Raw genomic sequence first — 16,861 nt, 5'->3', positions numbered from 1 at the left:
CGCTCCTAGGACCGCTGCCCGGCGATGACGCGGTCGATGATCTCCGGCAGGGAGTAGGTCGGCTCCCAGCCGATGAACTCACGGAGTTTGGCCGTGTTCGGCACTCGTCGCTGCATGTCCTCGAATCCATCTTCGTACGCGTCCTCATACGACACCTTGCGGATCACCGACTGCGACTTCGACCGCTCGATGACGGTTGCAGCCAGGTCGGCGATGGAGATCTCGTCCGAGCCTCCGACGTTGAAGACGTTTCCGTGGGCCGCATCGGTGCGGATGAGGGTGTCGAGCGCCGGCACGGCATCACCGACGTCGAGGAAGCAGCGGGTCTGCGACCCGTCGCCGTAGACCGTCAGCGCCTGCCCGCGGAGGGCCTGGTTCACGAACCGCGGGATGACCATGCCGTAGTGCCCCACCTGCCGCGGACCCACGGTGTTGAAAAGGCGCACGATGACGGTGGGCAGGCCCTTCTCGCGCCAGTACGTGTAGGCCAGGATCTCCTCGATGGCCTTGGCCTCGGAGTAGGACCAGCGGGACTTCAGCGGTGAGCCGAGGATCCGGTCATCCTCCTCGCTCAGCAGGTCTGAGGTGTTCTTGCCGTAGATCTCGCTGGTGGAGGTGACCAGGACGGGTCGGCTGTACTTGTGTGCCTTCTCGATGACGGTCTCGGAGCCGATGATGTTGGTCCGCAACGACTCGACGGGCTTCCGCACGATCAACTCGACGCCGACGGCAGCAGCCAGGTGGAAGACCACATCGGCGCGGCTGACGCAGTCGTCGACCAGGTCGGCGTTCAGGATCGACCCGAGGACGAACTCGAAGTTCGGGTTGCCGACCAGGGCTTCGATGTTGGAGTGGCGGCCAGTGGACAGGTTGTCCAGGACGATCACCTGGTCACCCTGGGCCAGGAGGTGCTCCGCCAGGTGTGATCCGATGAATCCGGCGCCGCCGGTGATGAGCGCCTTCACGCAAGTACCTCGCGATAGATCTCGTGGTGTCGACGAATCAGGATATCGGCCCCGAAGCAGGCTGACCCGTGCCGTTTGGCCACCTCGGCCATCGTCGACAGCCGGCCCCGATCCATCACCAGGTCCTCGATGGCGTCGGCCAGATCCTGCACCGTCGCGGGCACGACCCGGCCGGACTTGCCGTCCAACACGACCTCCGACACACCACCCACGTCGGTGGCGACTGCTGGCAGCCCAACCAGTGCGGCCTCGATGAGCCCTACTGGCATCCCCTCGTTGTCGCTGGTCAGCAGGATCAGGTCGGACGCCCCCATGACCGTGCCGACATCGCGCACCCAGCCGAGAAAGCGCACCTGGTCGCCCAGATCAGCCGCCTGGGCCCGCATCGTCTCCTCCAGATCCCCGCCTCCGGCCACCAGCAGCACCGGCCGGACATCCCGACTCCGCAGTTCCCGCAGTACGGCCAGGGCTCGGTCCACGCGCTTGATCTGGGTCAGTCTCCCAACCATGCACACGACCGGCGCATCGGCGGCCAGGCCGAGCTGCTCACGCGCCTCCTCTCGCCGGACCAGGTCCGGTGCCGTCACCCCGGGCGCCACCGACCAGAACCGGTCGGCCTGTCCGATGCCCGCCTCGAGAAGCTCCGACCGCACCCGCTCTCCCACACCGATCAACCCGTCCGTCCGTCGGGCCAGCCGCCGCTCGAGTGCGACGTAGGCCCGGGTCGAGCCCCGCCCGAAGTAGCCGTGCAGGACATGGCCGTGGAACGTGTGAACCGTCTTGGCCAGGGGCACGCGGCGCGCGGCCAGCCGACCCAGCAGGCCGCCTTTGGCCGTGTGGGTGTGGACGATGTCGGGTCGGATGGATCGCAAGTGTCGGACCAGGTGCGCGAGTGCCTGCATGTCCTGAGGCGGTCGGATGTCCGGCCGAAGCCCTGAGATCAGGCGGACGTCCAACTCCCCGCCCCGGACGTCGTGCCAACTGGCCTCCCCCTCCCCCGGGGTGCCGGCAAGCACGACGTGGTCGACGTCACTCCCGGCCCGGGCCGACTCCTCCACCAGCGTCTGCAGGATCGCGGCCGGGCCCCCGACGTTCAGCCGGGCGATGACGTGGGCAACCCTCACGAGGGCAGCGAGTCGAGGATCGCTTGAGCATCGGTGTTGTCAGGGTCGTCAGCGAGCAACCCGGACGCCACCTCCTCCGCCCGCTCGGTCTCCCCTGCCTGAGCGAAAAACTGGGCGGCCTGGACACGCAGCTCGGGGTGGAGCGGCTCGCCCTCGAGCGCGCGGTTGTACCACTCCACGGCCAGCTCGTCGTCACCCGAATCGGCTGCGACACCGGCCGCCCGGATGGCGACGGATGCCGTCAGGCGGTTCTCCTCGTCCAACTCCCGCGCGATGTCGAACCCCTCCGCACGATCGACGATCATCATCGACAGGGCGCTCCGCTCACGGTATCGGGGGTCCCAGAAGCCGAGGTCGGCGGCGGCCGACGTGCCCTCGACCGTGCGCAACGAATCGGGTTGACGCAGTGCCGTCAAGGTCTGGCTCTCCACCCGCACGGGGGTGATCGCGATGACGAAGACCACGGTCACGATCACCGCCGAGCCGAGCAGCGGCTGCCAGGAGATCGTTGCCCCATCCGGCCGGCGCGCTGCCGCAGTCTGCTTCTTGGACCGCTTCCTCTTGCCCTTGGTCGTGACGGGCAGGCGTACCAGCCCCGCGCTGACCAGCAGGCCGAGTGACACCCAGCCGAGCATGGCCAACCCGGGCACATCGATGCTGACCAGGGCCTGGACGATGTACCCGGTCACCACGGCGGCAGCTCCGAAGATGAGCATCGGATCGCTGTTCTCCGCCCGGAGCCCGCGTCCCGCCATGATGAGGACCGTGACCACCAGCGCGACGAAGGCCAGCATGAGCGGCACGCCGCCCGCGGTGCCGAAGTGCAGGAAGACGCTGTGGGCCGCGTCGTTGTCGAGCAGCAACTCCAGATCGGACGCGGCTTCGAACGAGCGACTGGTGCGGTAGGCGTAGACGTATCGGTCAGGCCCGACACCGAGCAGCGGGTTGTCGGCGATCATGTCCAGCGCGGCGTCCCAGTAGTAGCGACGGATCAGGATGCCGCGCTGCGCGCTGAGGGCACTGAGGGGTCCGCTCCCCACCACCCCGGCACCCACCACCGCGGCGCCGACTGCCGACAGTAGACCGATGAGCGGGATGCCGACCTTCCGAATCGACCCGCCACGTGTCCACGCCCAGCCGGCGGCAGCGATCGCCATGGCTGCGGCCCCGGTCGGGATGCCCTGGAACGAGTCGTTGACCCAGACGTAGGCCAACCCGAACACCAGCAGGACCCCGCCCAGGACGCGCCGCTTGAACGGCAGGTCGTCGTCGAGCACCAACCACAGCATGGCGCCGAGCGTCGCGCCGACGAATCCGGCGGCGAAGTTGATGTTGCCGAAGGTCGAGGGAACGCCGGTCTGATCACCGATGCCCTCGAGCGGGTTGAAGCCGATCGACTGGAGGACACCGAAGGCGGCGACGCCGCCACCGGCCAGCGCCACCGCCGTCAGCACCTGTCGGACCTGGAGGCGGGAGAGCTGCGTGGCCACGGCGAACAGCACCCCACACCCGGCGTACAGGGCCACACCACCCCACCGGCTCCGGGACCCGACCAGAGCGCTCAACGGGCTGGGCGAGGCAAGGGCGGCGATCAGCAGCAGCACGAGGAAGACGGCCGCGACGATGAGCGGGACACGCGCCTCGGCCACCCGTTTGCGATCGACTCCGCCGGTCAGCCACACCGCGCAGGCGCAGGCCGCGGCGCCGACGACGATGCTCATCAGCTTGGACGGCTCGAAGGCGTTCAGTCCGCTGGGGATGACGATCAGGGCGGTGATGACCACGACGGTGGCCAGCGTCGTCGCGACGGCAGTTCTGGAGATGAACACGGGCGCAACCCTACTGGTGGCTCCGGACATGAACGATGACCCGGCCACCAGGTGGCCGGGTCATCGTGACTAGCGGTGCAGCGTGGTGCTGCGAGCTGGCTTGACCTACGGCGCGTCGCTGTAGGTCAGCGTGTCGAGCGTCTGGCCGGTTGCTGCCTCGATGGCAGCGATGCCGTCCTCAGAGACGTTCGGGGTGGCGAAGATGTTCAGGCCGGTGAAGTCCAGGGCCTCAACGTAGGCCAGGGACTCCGGCGGGAGCATCCCGTCGTTGACCAGAACAACCGCGTGGTCGTTCACGCCAGCAAGGCCAGCGAGCGCGTACGCGTCGATGAAGAAGTCACCGGTGTACCCCTCGACGAAGACGACACCCAGCAGGGAGTCACTTCCGGTGTCGAGGCCACGGGCGCCGTTCACTGCGATGGCAGTACCGGCACGGTTGTCCATGTCGGGCATGCTCACGCGGGTGTCGACGTCCTGGTCGTACTCCTCCTCGAGCGTGTCGAGGACGGCGTCAGATACAGCAGCCGGACCACCGATGGTGACCGACCGGGTGACGGAGTCGTTGGTGGTGTCCATGTAGAACGCCGCGGTGCTCGGGAGCACCTGTGCGGTGTCGGTCAGGACGGTGGCCACACCGCTCTGAGCGGCCCAGGCACCCAGACCGGCGGCGTCAGCAAAGGCTGCAGACGGGTCGGTGGCGGTACCGAAGGCACGGGAGAGGTGGATGGCAGTGTCGTTCGCGGTGTCGTCAGACTCCACGAAACCGGTGTCGGTGCGGGAGTCCTCGCAGTTGCCCTCAGTGGAGCTGCTGGAGTCGTTCCGGCAGTACAGGAAGTCAGCGACCTCGTTGGCCGTCTCGATACGGGTGTCGCCACCCAGACGGACGGTGAGCAGACCAAGGCCATTGATGGCGGTCTCGGTTGCGGTGTCGATCGCGTCGGACTCACCGACGATGATGACCCGGGAAGCACCCAGACGGGTGATCTCCTGGATGTGCGCAGTCTCGACGCCCGTGTCGGGGTTGAAGTACAGCAGCGGTGCGTTGTCCTGGATGGAACCAGCGGCCAGTGCGTCTGCACCGTCGGCGTCGGTCGCCAGGATCACGTCATCAGCCAGCGTGTCGCCCGGCGTGTCCGTGTCGGGGAACTGCAGTTGCGAGAACAGGATCGATGTCTGGACAGACTCACTCGTCGTGCTGGTGTCCGACAGATCCAGGTCGAGATAGACGTTCTCGGTGTCGCCGGAGTCGTCAGAGTCGTCCTGCGCTTGGCTGGCCGAGAACGGCAGCAACGAGGCGACGAGCGCGAGCAACCCGACGAGCACCAATCGGCGCCCAATGTGGGTGACAGTCATGTGTGGAAGGCCTCCTAAGCCTCGATTATCAGAACTAGAACCCGGGTGTGACCCGGTTCCGACCGATCGAGGGACGTGGTTGTCCTGCGAGCGGTGGTCGGGAGTAGGGACGTACGCAAAGCCAGCACCCTTACGGGTAGCCGACTGCGAACTTCCCGACCTGATGGACGAGGCTAGGTAGGCCGTAGAGCCGGTGCAAGCACGCCAGACCACCGATTGGCCAGGGATTTCGGCCTGATTCGGCGTTTAGGTGACATGCCGGCCCACGTAACCGCCCGCAGTGGACACCTCACCGCCTGTCCATCTGGACAGGTCGTTGGCTCAGCCCTTGACCGGTGGCGGCAGGATTCGCAGTCCGAGTTCGCTCAGTTGCGGGGTGTCGACCGGCGCCGGCGCATCGGTCATGGGATCCCCTCCGGACTGGGTCTTCGGGAACGGGATCACGTCTCGCAGGGAGGCAGCCCCGGTGAGCAGCATCACGATCCGGTCGATGCCGAAGGCGATGCCCCCGTGCGGCGGTGCGCCGTAGGACAGACCACGCAGGAGGAACCCGAAGCGCTCGTCTGCCTCCTCGGCGGAGATGCCGAGCAGGGAGAACACGGTTTCCTGCATCCCCCGGTCGTGGATCCTGATCGACCCGCCGCCCAGCTCGGTCCCGTTCAGGGCCAGATCGTAAGCCAGTGCCTTGGCCGCACCCGGGTCGTCGGCGAAGCCGGGCTCGGCCGGTGCGGTGAAGGGGTGGTGCATGGCGTCCCAGCGGTCGGCATCGCCGTCCCACTCGAACATCGGCCAGTCGGTCACCCACACGAAGCGCCAGCGGTCCTCCTCCGGCAGGTCGTCCAGCAGCCCGCGTTCGCTGGCCACCGCAACCCGGAGGGCGCCCATCAGCTCTCTGGCGAAGGTCGTCTCGCCAGCACCGAAGAAGATGGCATCGCCCGGGTCGGCCTCGGCTGCGGAGAGGATGCGCTTGACCTCAGCGTCCTCCATGAACTTGGCCAGGGGCGAGCGCAGGCTGCCGTCGTCCTCGACGACGCCCCAGGCCAAGCCCTTGGCGCCGCGCCGCTTGGCGAAGTCCGTCCACGAATCGAACTGCTTGCGGGTCATGTCCCCGCCGCCGCTGACGCAGAGCGCAACGACGGACCCGCCGGCGTCCAGCACACCCTTGAAGACGCCGACACCGGTCCCCTCGAGCGCCTCGTTCAGGTCCACCAGTTCCATCCCGAAGCGCAGATCCGGCTTGTCCGAGCCGAAGCGCCGCATCGCCTCGTCGTAGGAGATGCGGGGGAAGGGGGTGGGGAGTTGGGCGTCGAGCACCTCATCCCACACGGCGGCCATCATCTCCTCGCACACGGCGTAGATGTCGTCGGAGGAGATGAAGGACGCCTCGATGTCGAGCTGGGTGAACTCGGGCTGCCGATCGGCCCGCAGGTCCTCGTCGCGGAAGCAACGGGCGATCTGGTAGTACCGTTCAAACCCAGCGACCATCAGCAACTGCTTGAAGATCTGCGGTGACTGCGGCAGTGCGTAGAAGGACCGCGGCTGGAGGCGGGAGGGCACGAGGAAGTCACGAGCCCCCTCCGGCGTTGATCGCGTCAGTATCGGCGTCTCGATGTCCAGGAACCCGTGGTCCTCCATGACACGGCGGATGACGGAAGTCACCTGGGCCCGGACCCGGATCCGGTGTGCCAGCGCAGGACGTCGCAGGTCCACATAGCGGTGCGTCAGTCGGACGCTCTCGTCGGTCTCGATCCCGTCCTCGATCGGGAAGGGAACGGTCTGCGCGACGCTCAGGACCTCGAGCGCGGAGGCCGCAACCTCGACCTCACCGCTGGCCAACGCCTCGTTGGCCTGCCCGTCGGGTCGAACCCGTACCGAACCTCGGACTCGAACCACGTACTCCGTACGCACATCGTGGGCTGCTTGCAGGGCCTCGCCTGCGCTCGGGTCTGCGACGACCTGACACACCCCGCTGCGGTCCCGCAGGTCGAGGAAGACCACACCCCCGTGGTCCCGTCGCTTGGCGACCCAGCCCGCGAGGAGCACCTCGTCGCCGTCATTGCTGCTGCGCAACGTGCCGGCGCCGTGAGTTCGCATGCTGCCGAAGGGTTCCATGTTCTAAACCGTACCTGCGCCCTGCCGATGAGAACCCGCCAACCATCCATGACCCAGTTGGTTACGAACCGTAGCTAGCGCGATTCTCTCAGCGACAAGGAGTCCAGCCTCGTGTCCTCGCTCGACGCCCACCCGACCACCGGGTCGAGCGCGTCGGGTGATGCGCTGTCGGGGGCTCCGTCCGTCGCCAGCGGCTCCATCGACCGGCTGATCGACGCGGTGCCGGACGCGATCGTCATCATCGACTCCTGCGGTGTGGTGCAGCTGCACAACCGGGCGGCACAGGTGTTGTTCGGCGGCGACCTGACGGGCCTGGCCGTCGGCTCCGACCGATGGGGAGTGGTCGATGCGGAGGGTGCCGTCTTCGCGGATCCGTCGGACGTCATCCGTTCGCTGCCGGAGCGCGCGCGGCGCCTCGTCGGGATCACGATGTCGGAGCGGCCGACGACCTGGGTCCACATGAGGCGTCGGACCTTGGTCCCCGAGCCGGGATGCCGCCCACTGGACGCGCTGGTCATGACACGGGCCGCCGATCCCAGAGTCAATCGCACCATGCTCTCCTTGGTTGCGACACCGGTGGTCGGCGTTGGTGACGCCGTCCCGGCATCGGCTCTGTTCGGCCAGCGGTTGATCGGCATGGTCGCATTCGACCCCGATGGTGTGATCGTTGCGGCCAACGAACGATTCGCTCAACTGGTCGGGGCCGATGCTGACGTGCTGATCGGTCGCAGGCACTCCGACATCGGCACGCCCGACGAGCACGACGCCTTCCAACTCGCCGTGCGGCGCATGCTGGCTGGCGGCATCGACCACTACGACAGCGACTGCGTCCTCACCTCACCGGAGGGCCGCGAACGACAGGTCCGCGTCGCGATCAGTGCCGCGCGCGATCCCGACGGCCGGTGCACCCAGTTCCTCGCGCAGGTCCTCGACGTGTCTCGGCAGCGCAAGGCCGAGCAGTTCGTCTCGAAGCGAGTCCTGTTCGATCCCCTGACCGGGCTGATGAATCGAACGCTCCTGATCGACCTGTTGTCCGACCACCTGCGTGGTCGACGGACGGCGTTCGGGGTGGTCGTGCTCAACCTGGACCGCTTCAGGTCCGTGAACTACGCCGTCGGCCAGTCCTCAGGTGATGCGATCCTGGTCGAGGTCGCCGATCGTGTCCGCGGTACCCTCCCGCCGGGCGATAGCGCGGCCCGGCTCTCCGGCGACGACTTCGTCCTCCTCTGTGGCAGCGTGACCACCCGTGCCGAGGCCGAGGACCTGGCCAGCCGACTGCTGCGCGCGGTGGCCGCTCCGATGGACATCGCCGGAGCGAGCGTGGAGGTCACGGCGTCCGCAGGCCTGACCGTGGTGGGCCCGGGATCGGAGTTGTCCGGCGACGAGGTCATCATGATGACCTCGCAGGCGCTGGCCCAGGCCAAGGCGCGCGGCCGGGCCCGGACGGAGTTCGTCGACCCGGACCGGTCACCCGACGGATCCCACCGGCTGCAGGTCGAGACCCAGCTGCGTGCCGCGCTCTCCACCGTGGGCCCGGGGATGGTCGCTCGTGTCGATGCGCCGGGTTCTGGGCTCCACCAGGCGTTCCAGCCGCTCCTCGACCTGCGCACCGGCCGTGTTGTCGGCGCGGAGGCGCTGGTGCGCTGGGAGGACCCCGTGCTCGGCACGGTGTCGCCTGCGTCCTTCCTGCCAGTGGCCGAGGACAGCGGTCTGATCAACCCCCTGGGCCGGTTCGTGCTGCGCGAGTCCATCTCCGCAGTCGCGCGCTGGCGCCGCCGGACCGGCATCCCGCTGTACGTCTCGGTCAACCTGAGCCCGAAGGAGCTCACCACCCCTGGCATCGCAGCGGCGATCACACGGAGCCTGGTCGAAGCCGACGTCCCTCCCGATGCGCTGCGGCTGGAGATCACCGAGACGGTGGTGGTCGAGGCCGACGAGCAGGTCACGACCAACCTGCGGGAGATCGACGACTGCGGCATCGCGATCGGCATCGACGACTTCGGGACGGGATACGCCTCGATGTCCTACCTGCGCAACATGCCGGTGACCTTCGTCAAGATCGACCGGAGCTTCGTGGCGGGGATCGAGACCGAGCGTGAGGACGATGCGATCGTGCGTGCCACGTTGGACCTCAGCAGGACGCTCGGGCTCACCACGATCGCAGAGGGGGTCGAGACACCCGCTCAGCTGGAGCGGTTGACCGACATGGGCTGTGACGTCGGTCAGGGCTTCCTGATCGGTCGCCCGCGCGACGAGGCAGCCCTGCTGGCCCGGACGCGGTTGGAACGATGATCGGGAACTAGCCGCTCGGCTGACCCCAGTTCGACTGGTCCCCCCAGCCGCCCTGCTGCGGCGGGGGTTGCTGCGGTTGGGGCTGCTGCGGTTGGGGTTGCTGCGGCGGAGCCTGCCCCCACTGCTGCGGTGGAGGCTGCTGCGGTGCTTGCCCCCACTGCTGTGGCGGCTGCCCCCACTGCTGCCCGGCCGGCGGTTGGTAGCCACCCTGCACGGCCGCGTAGCCCTGGTTGTAGGCACCGTAGCCACCGCCCGGTGGCGACCACCCGGGGCGGCCCTCGGGACCCGCGGGACCCAGGTACTGCGCCGAGCCGAAGGCCAGGATCCCCATGAAGACCGGTCCCAGCAACACGATGCCGACGGCGAACGCCGGATCCTTCCCGAAGGACTTCGCCAGGTCGATCGCCAGCAGGATCGTGAAGACGATGTTGACCAGTGGCACGTACAGCAGCAGGCCCCACCAGCCGGGCCGCCCGACGATCTCGGCGTAGACCCAGCCGTTGTAGAAGGGCACCAGGCACTTCCACCCGTCCTCGCCGGCCTTGGTCAGGATCTTCCAGTAGACGGCGATGATGAAGATGAGCAGGCCCAGATAGATGAGCCCGAAGATCAACAGGAAGGCCAGACCGATGGCCTCTTCGCCCTGGGCGAGCAGCATGGATTCCATGCCAGCACGGTAACTGATCAGTGCGTGGTCAGCGGTACCACGAACGGATTTGTAAGCCGCTCACGGCCGACCGTCGTCTCAGGCCCGTGCCCGCTGATGATCCGGGTCTCGTCGGGCTGCGGCAGCACCACACGACGGATCGACTGATCCTGCGTGTCACGAGACCCTCGCGGGAAGTCCGTCCGGCCGACGGAGCCGGCGAAGATGAGGTCGCCGGACACCATCACCGGCGCCGGACCGACCTGGTCGGTGATGAACACCGACGAGCCCGGCGTGTGCCCCGGCGTATGATGGGCCGTGAAGGCCAACCCGGCCAACGCCATCGTCTGCCCATCGCCGAAGGTCTCCAGGTGCTCCGTGGGCGGCTGCCAGTCCAGCCCGAACTGGGTCTGGAGCATCGCCGGGGGCGCACCGAAGGCCGCCGCTGGTGAGTCCCACAGCCAGCGGTCCTCAGCGTGCATCCGCACCGGCACGTCGAGGTCGGCGACGAGGGACGGCACCGCCCAGAGATGGTCGAGGTGGCCGTGGGTGAGGAGGATCGCCTGGCAGGTGACACCCCGCTCGTCCAGGATCTCCTGGACCGGTCCGTCACCACCCTGGCCGGGGTCGATGACGACGGCTTCGCGCTGCTCCAGGTTGCCGATGACGTAGCAGTTGGCCTGCCACATCCCGAGCGTCAGGACATCGATGAAGGTGTCGCTCATGTGGTGTCGCCTCAGAGATCGCCCATGCGGCTGTCGTGGCTCTTGCGACCGCTGGCGCGGGGGATGACTCGATAGGCGTCGTACACCGACTCGATCTTCTTGACCTGGCGCATGACGTGGTCGAGGTGGTGGATGTCGGCGAGTTCGAAGGTGAACTGCAGTCGGGCGACCGCGTCGGACTTCGTCGTCACGTTGGCGCTGATGATGTTGACGGACTCGTCGCCCAGCACCGTGGTGATGTCCCGCAGCAGGTGCTTGCGGTCGAAGGCCTCCACGTCGATCGTGACCCGGAACGTGGCCGGGATCTGGGTGTTCCAGCGGACCGGCACGATCCGGTCGGGTTGGCTGCGCAGGTTGGCACCGTTGGGACAGTCCGTGCGATGGATGCTGATGCCACGGCCCCGAGTGACGAAGCCCAGGATCTCGTCCGGTGGGACCGGCGAGCAGCAGCGGGCCAGCGTGACCAGCACGTCGTCGATGCCCTCGACGAAGACCGCCTCGCTGGATCGCCGAGCCGGCCTCTCCTGGACGGCGGGCGCCTGGTACGGCTCCTCCTCCTCGACACTCGTGTCGATGAGCCCCTCGGCCTCCGCCAGCTTCTCCCCCAACTGCTGGGCGATGGCCTTGGCCGTGATGTGGCGGTCCCCGATCGCCCGGAACAGCGCATCGAGGTCGGCGTAGTTGTGGCCCTGGGCAACCTCCAGCAGCAGCGGGGATCCGATCTGCTTCTTCCAGCCACGTCCTGACTTGGCGAGCGTCCGTCGGAGCTCCTCCCGACCCTTCTCGATGGCATCGGAGCGGCGCTCGCGGCTGAACCAGGCGCGAATCTTCGAGCGTGCCCGGGCCGAGCCCACGAACTCGAGCCAGTCGCGGCTGGGACCGGCTGACTTGGCCTTCGACAGCAGGATCTCGACGGTTTCGCCGTTGCGGAGCTCGTACTCGAGCGGCACCAACCGGTCGTTGACCCGTGCGCCGATCGTGTGGTGACCGACCTCGGTGTGGATGGCGTAGGCGAGATCCACCGGGGTCGAGCCACGCGGGAGCTGGCGGATGTCCCCCTTGGGCGTGAAGACGAAGACCTCGTCGGCGTAGAGGTCCAGCTGCACGTTGCGCATGAACTCGGTGGGTGAGTCCGTGACGGACTCCATGTCGAGCATCTGGTCCAGCCACTGCGCATCGGAGTTGGGCGCCTCGCGTCCCGTCTCCTTGTACCGCCAGTGGGCAGCGACCCCGAACTCGGCCGTCCGATGCATCGCCTGGGTGCGGATCTGCACCTCCATGGTCTTGCCGCCCGGCCCGACGACCGTGGTGTGGAGCGACTGGTAGAGGTTGAACTTCGGCATGGCCACGTAGTCCTTGAAGCGCCCCGGCACGGGACGCCAGACCGAGTGGAGGGTGCCGAGGGCGGCGTAGCAGTCCTTGACCGAGTCGACGATCACCCGGATGCCGACCAGGTCGTAGATGTCGTCGAACTCCTTGCCCCGAACGACCATCTTCTCGTAGATCGACCAGTAGTGCTTCTGCCGGCCCGTGATCTGCGCCCGGATCTTCACGGCCCGCAGGCGTTCGGTCACGTCAGCGATGATCTCATCGAGGTACTGGTCGCGACCGGACTGCCGCTCGGCGACCATCTTCTTGATCTCGTCGTACCGCTTGGGGTGCAGACACTGGAAGCTGCGGTCCTCGAGCTCCCACTTGAACTGCTGCATGCCGAGTCGGTGCGCCAGGGGGGCGTAGATCGAGAGGGTCTCCGACGCCTTCTCCTCCTGCTTGTGGCGCGGCATGTGGTGGATGGTCCGCATGTTGTGCAGGCGGTCGGCCAACTTGATCAGCAGGACCCGGTAGTCCTCCGCCATCGCCAGCAGCATCTTGCGGAGGGACTCGGCCTGCTGCTCCTCCTTGGTCTGGACCTTGACCCGCTGCAGCTTGGTGACACCGTCGACCAGCGCGGCGGTGGCTGCGCCGAACTGCTCGGTGATCTCCTCGACGGTCAACTCGGTGTCCTCGACGACATCGTGGAGCAGCGCCGCGGCCATGGTCGGCGTGTCCGCACCCAGGTCGGCCAGGATCTCCGCCACGCCGACCGGGTGGATGATGAAGGGCTCACCGGACCGTCGCTTCTGGCCCCGGTGCGCGCTCTCGGCGATCTCGTAGGCCTTCAGGATCATCTTCAGGTCCACACGGGTGCCGTTGCCGCGCAGGATGTGGACCAGGGGTTGGATCTGCTCGGGGACGGTGGGCCCCAGATCGAACGGGAGACGGGCCAGCACGGCCCGGACGCCGGACTGACGGCGTGCCTGGCGACCACCGGGTGGAAGGACCTGATCGGTGCCGGTCGGCGGGGTGTGGGTGGCCTGGGTGGTGAGCCCCTGTTCCGGACCAGCCTCATCACCCGCTGACGGCGGTCCGCCCCCTGGCGTGTCGGGAGCAACGGTTGTCGCGGTGGTCGGGGCGTCGTTCGTGCTCGTCTGTGTCTCCGGTGGGTGGTGCTGGACGGACGACAGCCTTGCCAGGACTGCCGGTGATGAAGCACCCAGCGTAGACCGCCTGTCCAATCATGGGATGAATCCGAACGACTCAGGAGACAGTCAGCACGGACGAGACCGGCGTGCCGGACAGCCGCTGGCGACCGCCGAGGAACACCAACTCGATCAGGACAGCCACCCCGGACAGGACCCCGCCAGATCGCTTGACCAGCTCACAGGTGGCCGCCGCCGTGCCGCCGGTGGCCAGGACGTCATCGACCACCAGCACCCGTGCGCCAGGCGTGATCGCGTCGGTGTGGACCTCCAGGGTGGCGGACCCGTACTCCAGGTCGTAGCTGACCTCGTGGGTGTCGCGTGGCAGCTTGCCGGCCTTGCGGACCGGTGTGAACCCGACACCGAGCTCGCGCGCCACCGCGGTCCCGAAGATGAACCCCCGGGACTCGATGCCGGCGACCAGGTCGAGGCGGGCCTCGCGGTACGGGCTGCACAAGGCCATCACGGCCGCCTCCAGTGCAGCCGGGTCACCCAGCAAGGGGGTGATGTCCTTGAAGACGATCCCCGGCTCAGGGAAGTCCGGGACGTCACGGATGTAGGTGGTGAGGTCCAGCGTCATGACCGCAGACTCTAGTCCGCCAGGAAGCGGTCGAGGCCAGGCAGTTGCCGGTCCAGCTCACGTCGCCCAACTGTTCGGCGGACTGATTCCGTCCGTGTTCGACGGGAGGCCGCTGGCGGTCAGGCGGACCCGGCGGCCGCCCGCTCCTTGAGCTCGGCGAACTTCGGGTCCTTCTCCTTCAACCAGACCAGCAGCGGCGCGGCGATGATGATCGAGGAGTAGGTCCCGACCGTCATCCCGATGAACAGCGCCAGCGCGAGGTCGGACAGGGTTGCTGCGCCGAGCAGGTTGGCCCCGATGACCAGCAGGCTCGCAACCGGGAGCACGGATGTGATCGAGGTGGAGACCGAGCGGACGAGCACCTGGTTGAGCGCGGTGTTGGCCACCTCGCCGTAGGACACCGTGGAGACGCTGGTCAACTTCGACGCGTCTTCGGTGATCCGGTCGAACACCACCACGGTGTCGTACAGCGAGTACCCGAGGATGGTCAGGATCGCGATCACGGTGCTCGGCGAGACGGTGAACCCGACCAGGGCGTACAGCCCGATGGTGACCAGGACGTCGTGGGCCAGGGTCACCACGGCGGAGACCGCCATCCGCCACTCGAAGCGGAACGTGATGTAGGTGATCACCAGCAGCAGGAAGACGATCAGGCCGCGGATGGCCTGTCCCGTCACCGCTTCACCCCAGCGCGGGCCGATGGTCGAGACGGAGACGTCGCCACCGGTCTGCTCCTCGATGGCGGCGGCTACCTCGAGGTCGTCGACCCCCTCGATGTCCGAGATCGCCGGCGTCGAGATCTGGGCACCCGTGCCGTCGTCCACGATCTGGACGATTGCGTCGGTGATGCCGAACTCGACCAGCGTCTCCTCGAGCTCTGCCGCCGTGAAGGTCTGCGTGGCCCCCTCCTCGACGAACGAGGACCCACCGGTGAACTCGATCGAGAAGTTCAGTCCCCGCACCGCCAGCGCCGCCAGGCTGATGCCGAGGACGACGGCGGTCACGATCAACCAGCGCCGGGAGCTACCGACGATGTCGGCGTTGCTCCGTCCCGTCAGCAGTCGGGCCAGAGGTGAGTCGGTGTCCTCGCGTCGGCCGGTGGTGGCCGCGTCGAACTCCTCGGGTGCAGTGTCCACGTTGGTCTTGTCGTTGCTCACTTCCGACCCTTCTTCCGGCCGCCCTTGCGGCGACGGCGTCCGCCGGCCGTTGCGGCTGCCAGTTGCTCACTGGTCACGCCCGACCGCAGTCCCATCAGCGGGGCGTCCACCAGCTTGGGGTTCCGGGCGACGAGGCCGAACAGACCGCGGGTGAACGTGGCGAACAGCAGCGTGTCGACCAGGGTCGACAACCCCAACGTGAATGCGAAGCCGCGGACCGGTCCCACGGCCAGCAGGTACAGGACGACGGCCGCGAGGAACGACACCGTGTTGCCGGTCAGGTTGGTGCGGAAGGCCTTGTCGAAGGCGTGATCGGCCGCCGTGCGGATGGTCCGACCTGCTCGGACCTCGTCGCGGTACCGCTCGCGATAGATGATCGAGGAGTCCGCAGCGATGCCGATCGAGACGATCACACCCGCGATCCCCGCCAACGTCAGCGTGAAGCCGATCCACTCGCCGAGCGCGATGATGAGGCCGAAGACGGTGGCGCCGAAGAGGATCAGCTCCAGGACGGCCGCAGCGCCCATGCCACGGTACAGGAGCACCAGGTAGACCGCGACCAGGACCAGCCCGATCAAGCCGGCCAGCAGGCCAGCGTCCAGCGAGTCACGCCCGAGTGTCGGGGAGATGGTCTGGAAGGTGCCGAAGTCCAGCTGGATCGGCAGCGCTCCGGCCTTCAGCACGATGGCCAGATCGCGCGCGTCATCCTCGCTGGTGGCCTGGACGACTGCGGTGCCGCCCCCGATCCCGACGCCACAGGCCACGTCCTGTGCGACGGGTGGAGCCTGCTCGACGATGTTGTCCAGCACGATCGCGAGCTGACGTTGGGGGCCTTGGAGGCACGCCAGGTTGCCGGTGATCTCGGCGAACGCTGCGGCCCCCTCGCTGTTGAACTCGAGGTTGGTCTGCCACACCTCGCCGAGCGTCTGGGGTTGCAGCACGGCCTGGGCGTCGGTGAGGTCGGCTCCGGACACCTCGACCGGTCCGAGACGAAGCCGGAACCACTGGTCCCGGGGCAGGTCGTTCCCATCCGCGTCGGTGCCGCGGAGGCACAGGACCACCTCCTCGTCAGGGTCGGGAATCGAGAGGTCGCTGCGTTCGTCGCAGGTCGCTCCGGCCAGCTCGCTCGCGGTGTCGGAGAGCAACCCAGGATCAGGCGGCAGCTCCTCGACCACCTGGCGGAACTGCAGTTGGGCGGTCCGGCCGATGATCTCGCGGGCCTGTTCCTGGTCGGCCACGCCGGGCAGTTGCACCTGGATCGTGTCACCCTGCCGAGCGATGTCTGGCTCAGCGACGCCGAGGGCGTCGACACGTTCGCGGATGGTTGCGACGGTCTGGTCGAGGATCTCCTCGTCGATCTCCCCTTGACCCTCCGCCGGGAGCAGGTTGGCACTGACGCCACCTTGCAGGTCGAGTCCGAGCCGCGGCGACAGGTCGGCGGCGACGATGTAGCCCCACAAGCCACCCAGCGTGACGAGGAACACGACGATGAGCGTGGTCAGGCGTCCTTGTGACAACGGAGTGGCAGCTTTCGGTTCGTGGGCTTGGGCGGTCTGGTC

Annotated in this window: 12 protein-coding genes; 1 reads left to right on the top strand and 11 read right to left on the bottom strand. The window is 67.7% G+C overall.

Annotated features, from left to right (window positions below):
* Window positions 1-5: 5 nt before the first annotated feature.
* The 5 genes from C1746_RS11965 to aspS form a co-directional block, all read right to left on the bottom strand.
* Window positions 6-965, bottom strand: a complete 960-nt coding sequence (locus C1746_RS11965) for an NAD-dependent epimerase/dehydratase family protein (protein ID WP_116714793.1) — start codon at window positions 963-965, stop codon at window positions 6-8.
* Window positions 962-2,089, bottom strand: a complete 1,128-nt coding sequence (locus C1746_RS11960; protein ID WP_116714792.1) for a glycosyltransferase — start codon at window positions 2,087-2,089, stop codon at window positions 962-964. Before C1746_RS11960 ends, C1746_RS11965 begins: the two co-directional genes overlap by 4 nt.
* On the bottom strand, window positions 2,086-3,918 hold the full coding sequence (locus tag C1746_RS11955; protein WP_162867667.1) for an O-antigen ligase family protein: 1,833 nt from the start codon (window positions 3,916-3,918) through the stop codon (window positions 2,086-2,088). The genes C1746_RS11960 and C1746_RS11955 overlap by 4 nt, the downstream gene beginning before the upstream one ends.
* Window positions 3,919-4,023: 105 nt before the next feature.
* Window positions 4,024-5,271 carry a cell wall-binding repeat-containing protein gene (locus tag C1746_RS11950; RefSeq protein WP_116714790.1) on the bottom strand — a complete coding sequence of 416 codons (1,248 nt, stop codon included), beginning with the start codon at window positions 5,269-5,271 and terminating at the stop codon, window positions 4,024-4,026.
* Between the two features lie 321 nt (window positions 5,272-5,592).
* On the bottom strand, window positions 5,593-7,365 hold the full coding sequence (gene aspS / locus C1746_RS11945; protein ID WP_116715692.1) for an aspartate--tRNA ligase: 1,773 nt from the start codon (window positions 7,363-7,365) through the stop codon (window positions 5,593-5,595).
* Window positions 7,366-7,494: 129 nt separating this feature from the next.
* Here aspS and C1746_RS11940 point away from each other — a divergent pair, with 129 nt between their 5' ends.
* Window positions 7,495-9,675 carry a putative bifunctional diguanylate cyclase/phosphodiesterase gene (locus C1746_RS11940; RefSeq protein WP_116714789.1) on the top strand — a complete coding sequence of 727 codons (2,181 nt, stop codon included), beginning with the start codon at window positions 7,495-7,497 and terminating at the stop codon, window positions 9,673-9,675.
* Window positions 9,676-9,682: 7 nt separating this feature from the next.
* Here the strand turns inward: C1746_RS11940 and C1746_RS22515 are convergent, their stop codons facing one another.
* From C1746_RS22515 to secD, 6 genes are all read right to left on the bottom strand, one after another.
* Entirely contained in the window at window positions 9,683-10,342 is a 660-nt protein-coding gene (locus C1746_RS22515) for a DUF5684 domain-containing protein (protein WP_205711827.1), read from the bottom strand.
* Window positions 10,343-10,359: 17 nt separating this feature from the next.
* Window positions 10,360-11,046 carry an MBL fold metallo-hydrolase gene (locus C1746_RS11925; protein ID WP_116714788.1) on the bottom strand — a complete coding sequence of 229 codons (687 nt, stop codon included), beginning with the start codon at window positions 11,044-11,046 and terminating at the stop codon, window positions 10,360-10,362.
* A gap of 11 nt (window positions 11,047-11,057) precedes the next feature.
* Complete coding sequence (locus C1746_RS11920; RefSeq protein WP_162867666.1) at window positions 11,058-13,316, bottom strand: RelA/SpoT family protein; 2,259 nt, start codon at window positions 13,314-13,316, stop codon at window positions 11,058-11,060.
* A 307-nt stretch (window positions 13,317-13,623) separates the two neighbouring features.
* Entirely contained in the window at window positions 13,624-14,145 is a 522-nt protein-coding gene (locus C1746_RS11910; RefSeq protein ID WP_116714785.1) for an adenine phosphoribosyltransferase, read from the bottom strand.
* Between the two features lie 119 nt (window positions 14,146-14,264).
* Window positions 14,265-15,302 (bottom strand): protein translocase subunit SecF, encoded by a 1,038-nt coding sequence (gene secF / locus C1746_RS11905; protein WP_116714784.1) that lies wholly within the window; start codon window positions 15,300-15,302, stop codon window positions 14,265-14,267.
* On the bottom strand, window positions 15,299-16,819 hold the full coding sequence (gene secD / locus C1746_RS11900) for a protein translocase subunit SecD (protein ID WP_116714783.1): 1,521 nt from the start codon (window positions 16,817-16,819) through the stop codon (window positions 15,299-15,301). The genes secF and secD overlap by 4 nt, the downstream gene beginning before the upstream one ends.
* Between the last annotated feature and the right edge of the window lie 42 nt (window positions 16,820-16,861).

The sequence above is a fragment of the Euzebya tangerina genome, assembly GCF_003074135.1.
Classification (GTDB): domain Bacteria; phylum Actinomycetota; class Nitriliruptoria; order Euzebyales; family Euzebyaceae; genus Euzebya; species Euzebya tangerina.
Note: the sequence above shows the minus strand (reverse complement) of the source record. Positions and strands in the feature narration are given on the sequence as shown.

Coding starts and splice junctions, on each gene's coding strand:
- C1746_RS22515 (WP_205711827.1), bottom strand. CDS start 10,342: ATGGAATCCATGCTGCTCGCCCAGGGCGAAGAGGCCATCGGTCTGGCC.
- C1746_RS11910 (WP_116714785.1), bottom strand. CDS start 14,145: ATGACGCTGGACCTCACCACCTACATCCGTGACGTCCCGGACTTCCCT.
- C1746_RS11925 (WP_116714788.1), bottom strand. CDS start 11,046: ATGAGCGACACCTTCATCGATGTCCTGACGCTCGGGATGTGGCAGGCC.
- C1746_RS11950 (WP_116714790.1), bottom strand. CDS start 5,271: ATGACTGTCACCCACATTGGGCGCCGATTGGTGCTCGTCGGGTTGCTC.
- aspS (WP_116715692.1), bottom strand. CDS start 7,365: ATGCGAACTCACGGCGCCGGCACGTTGCGCAGCAGCAATGACGGCGAC.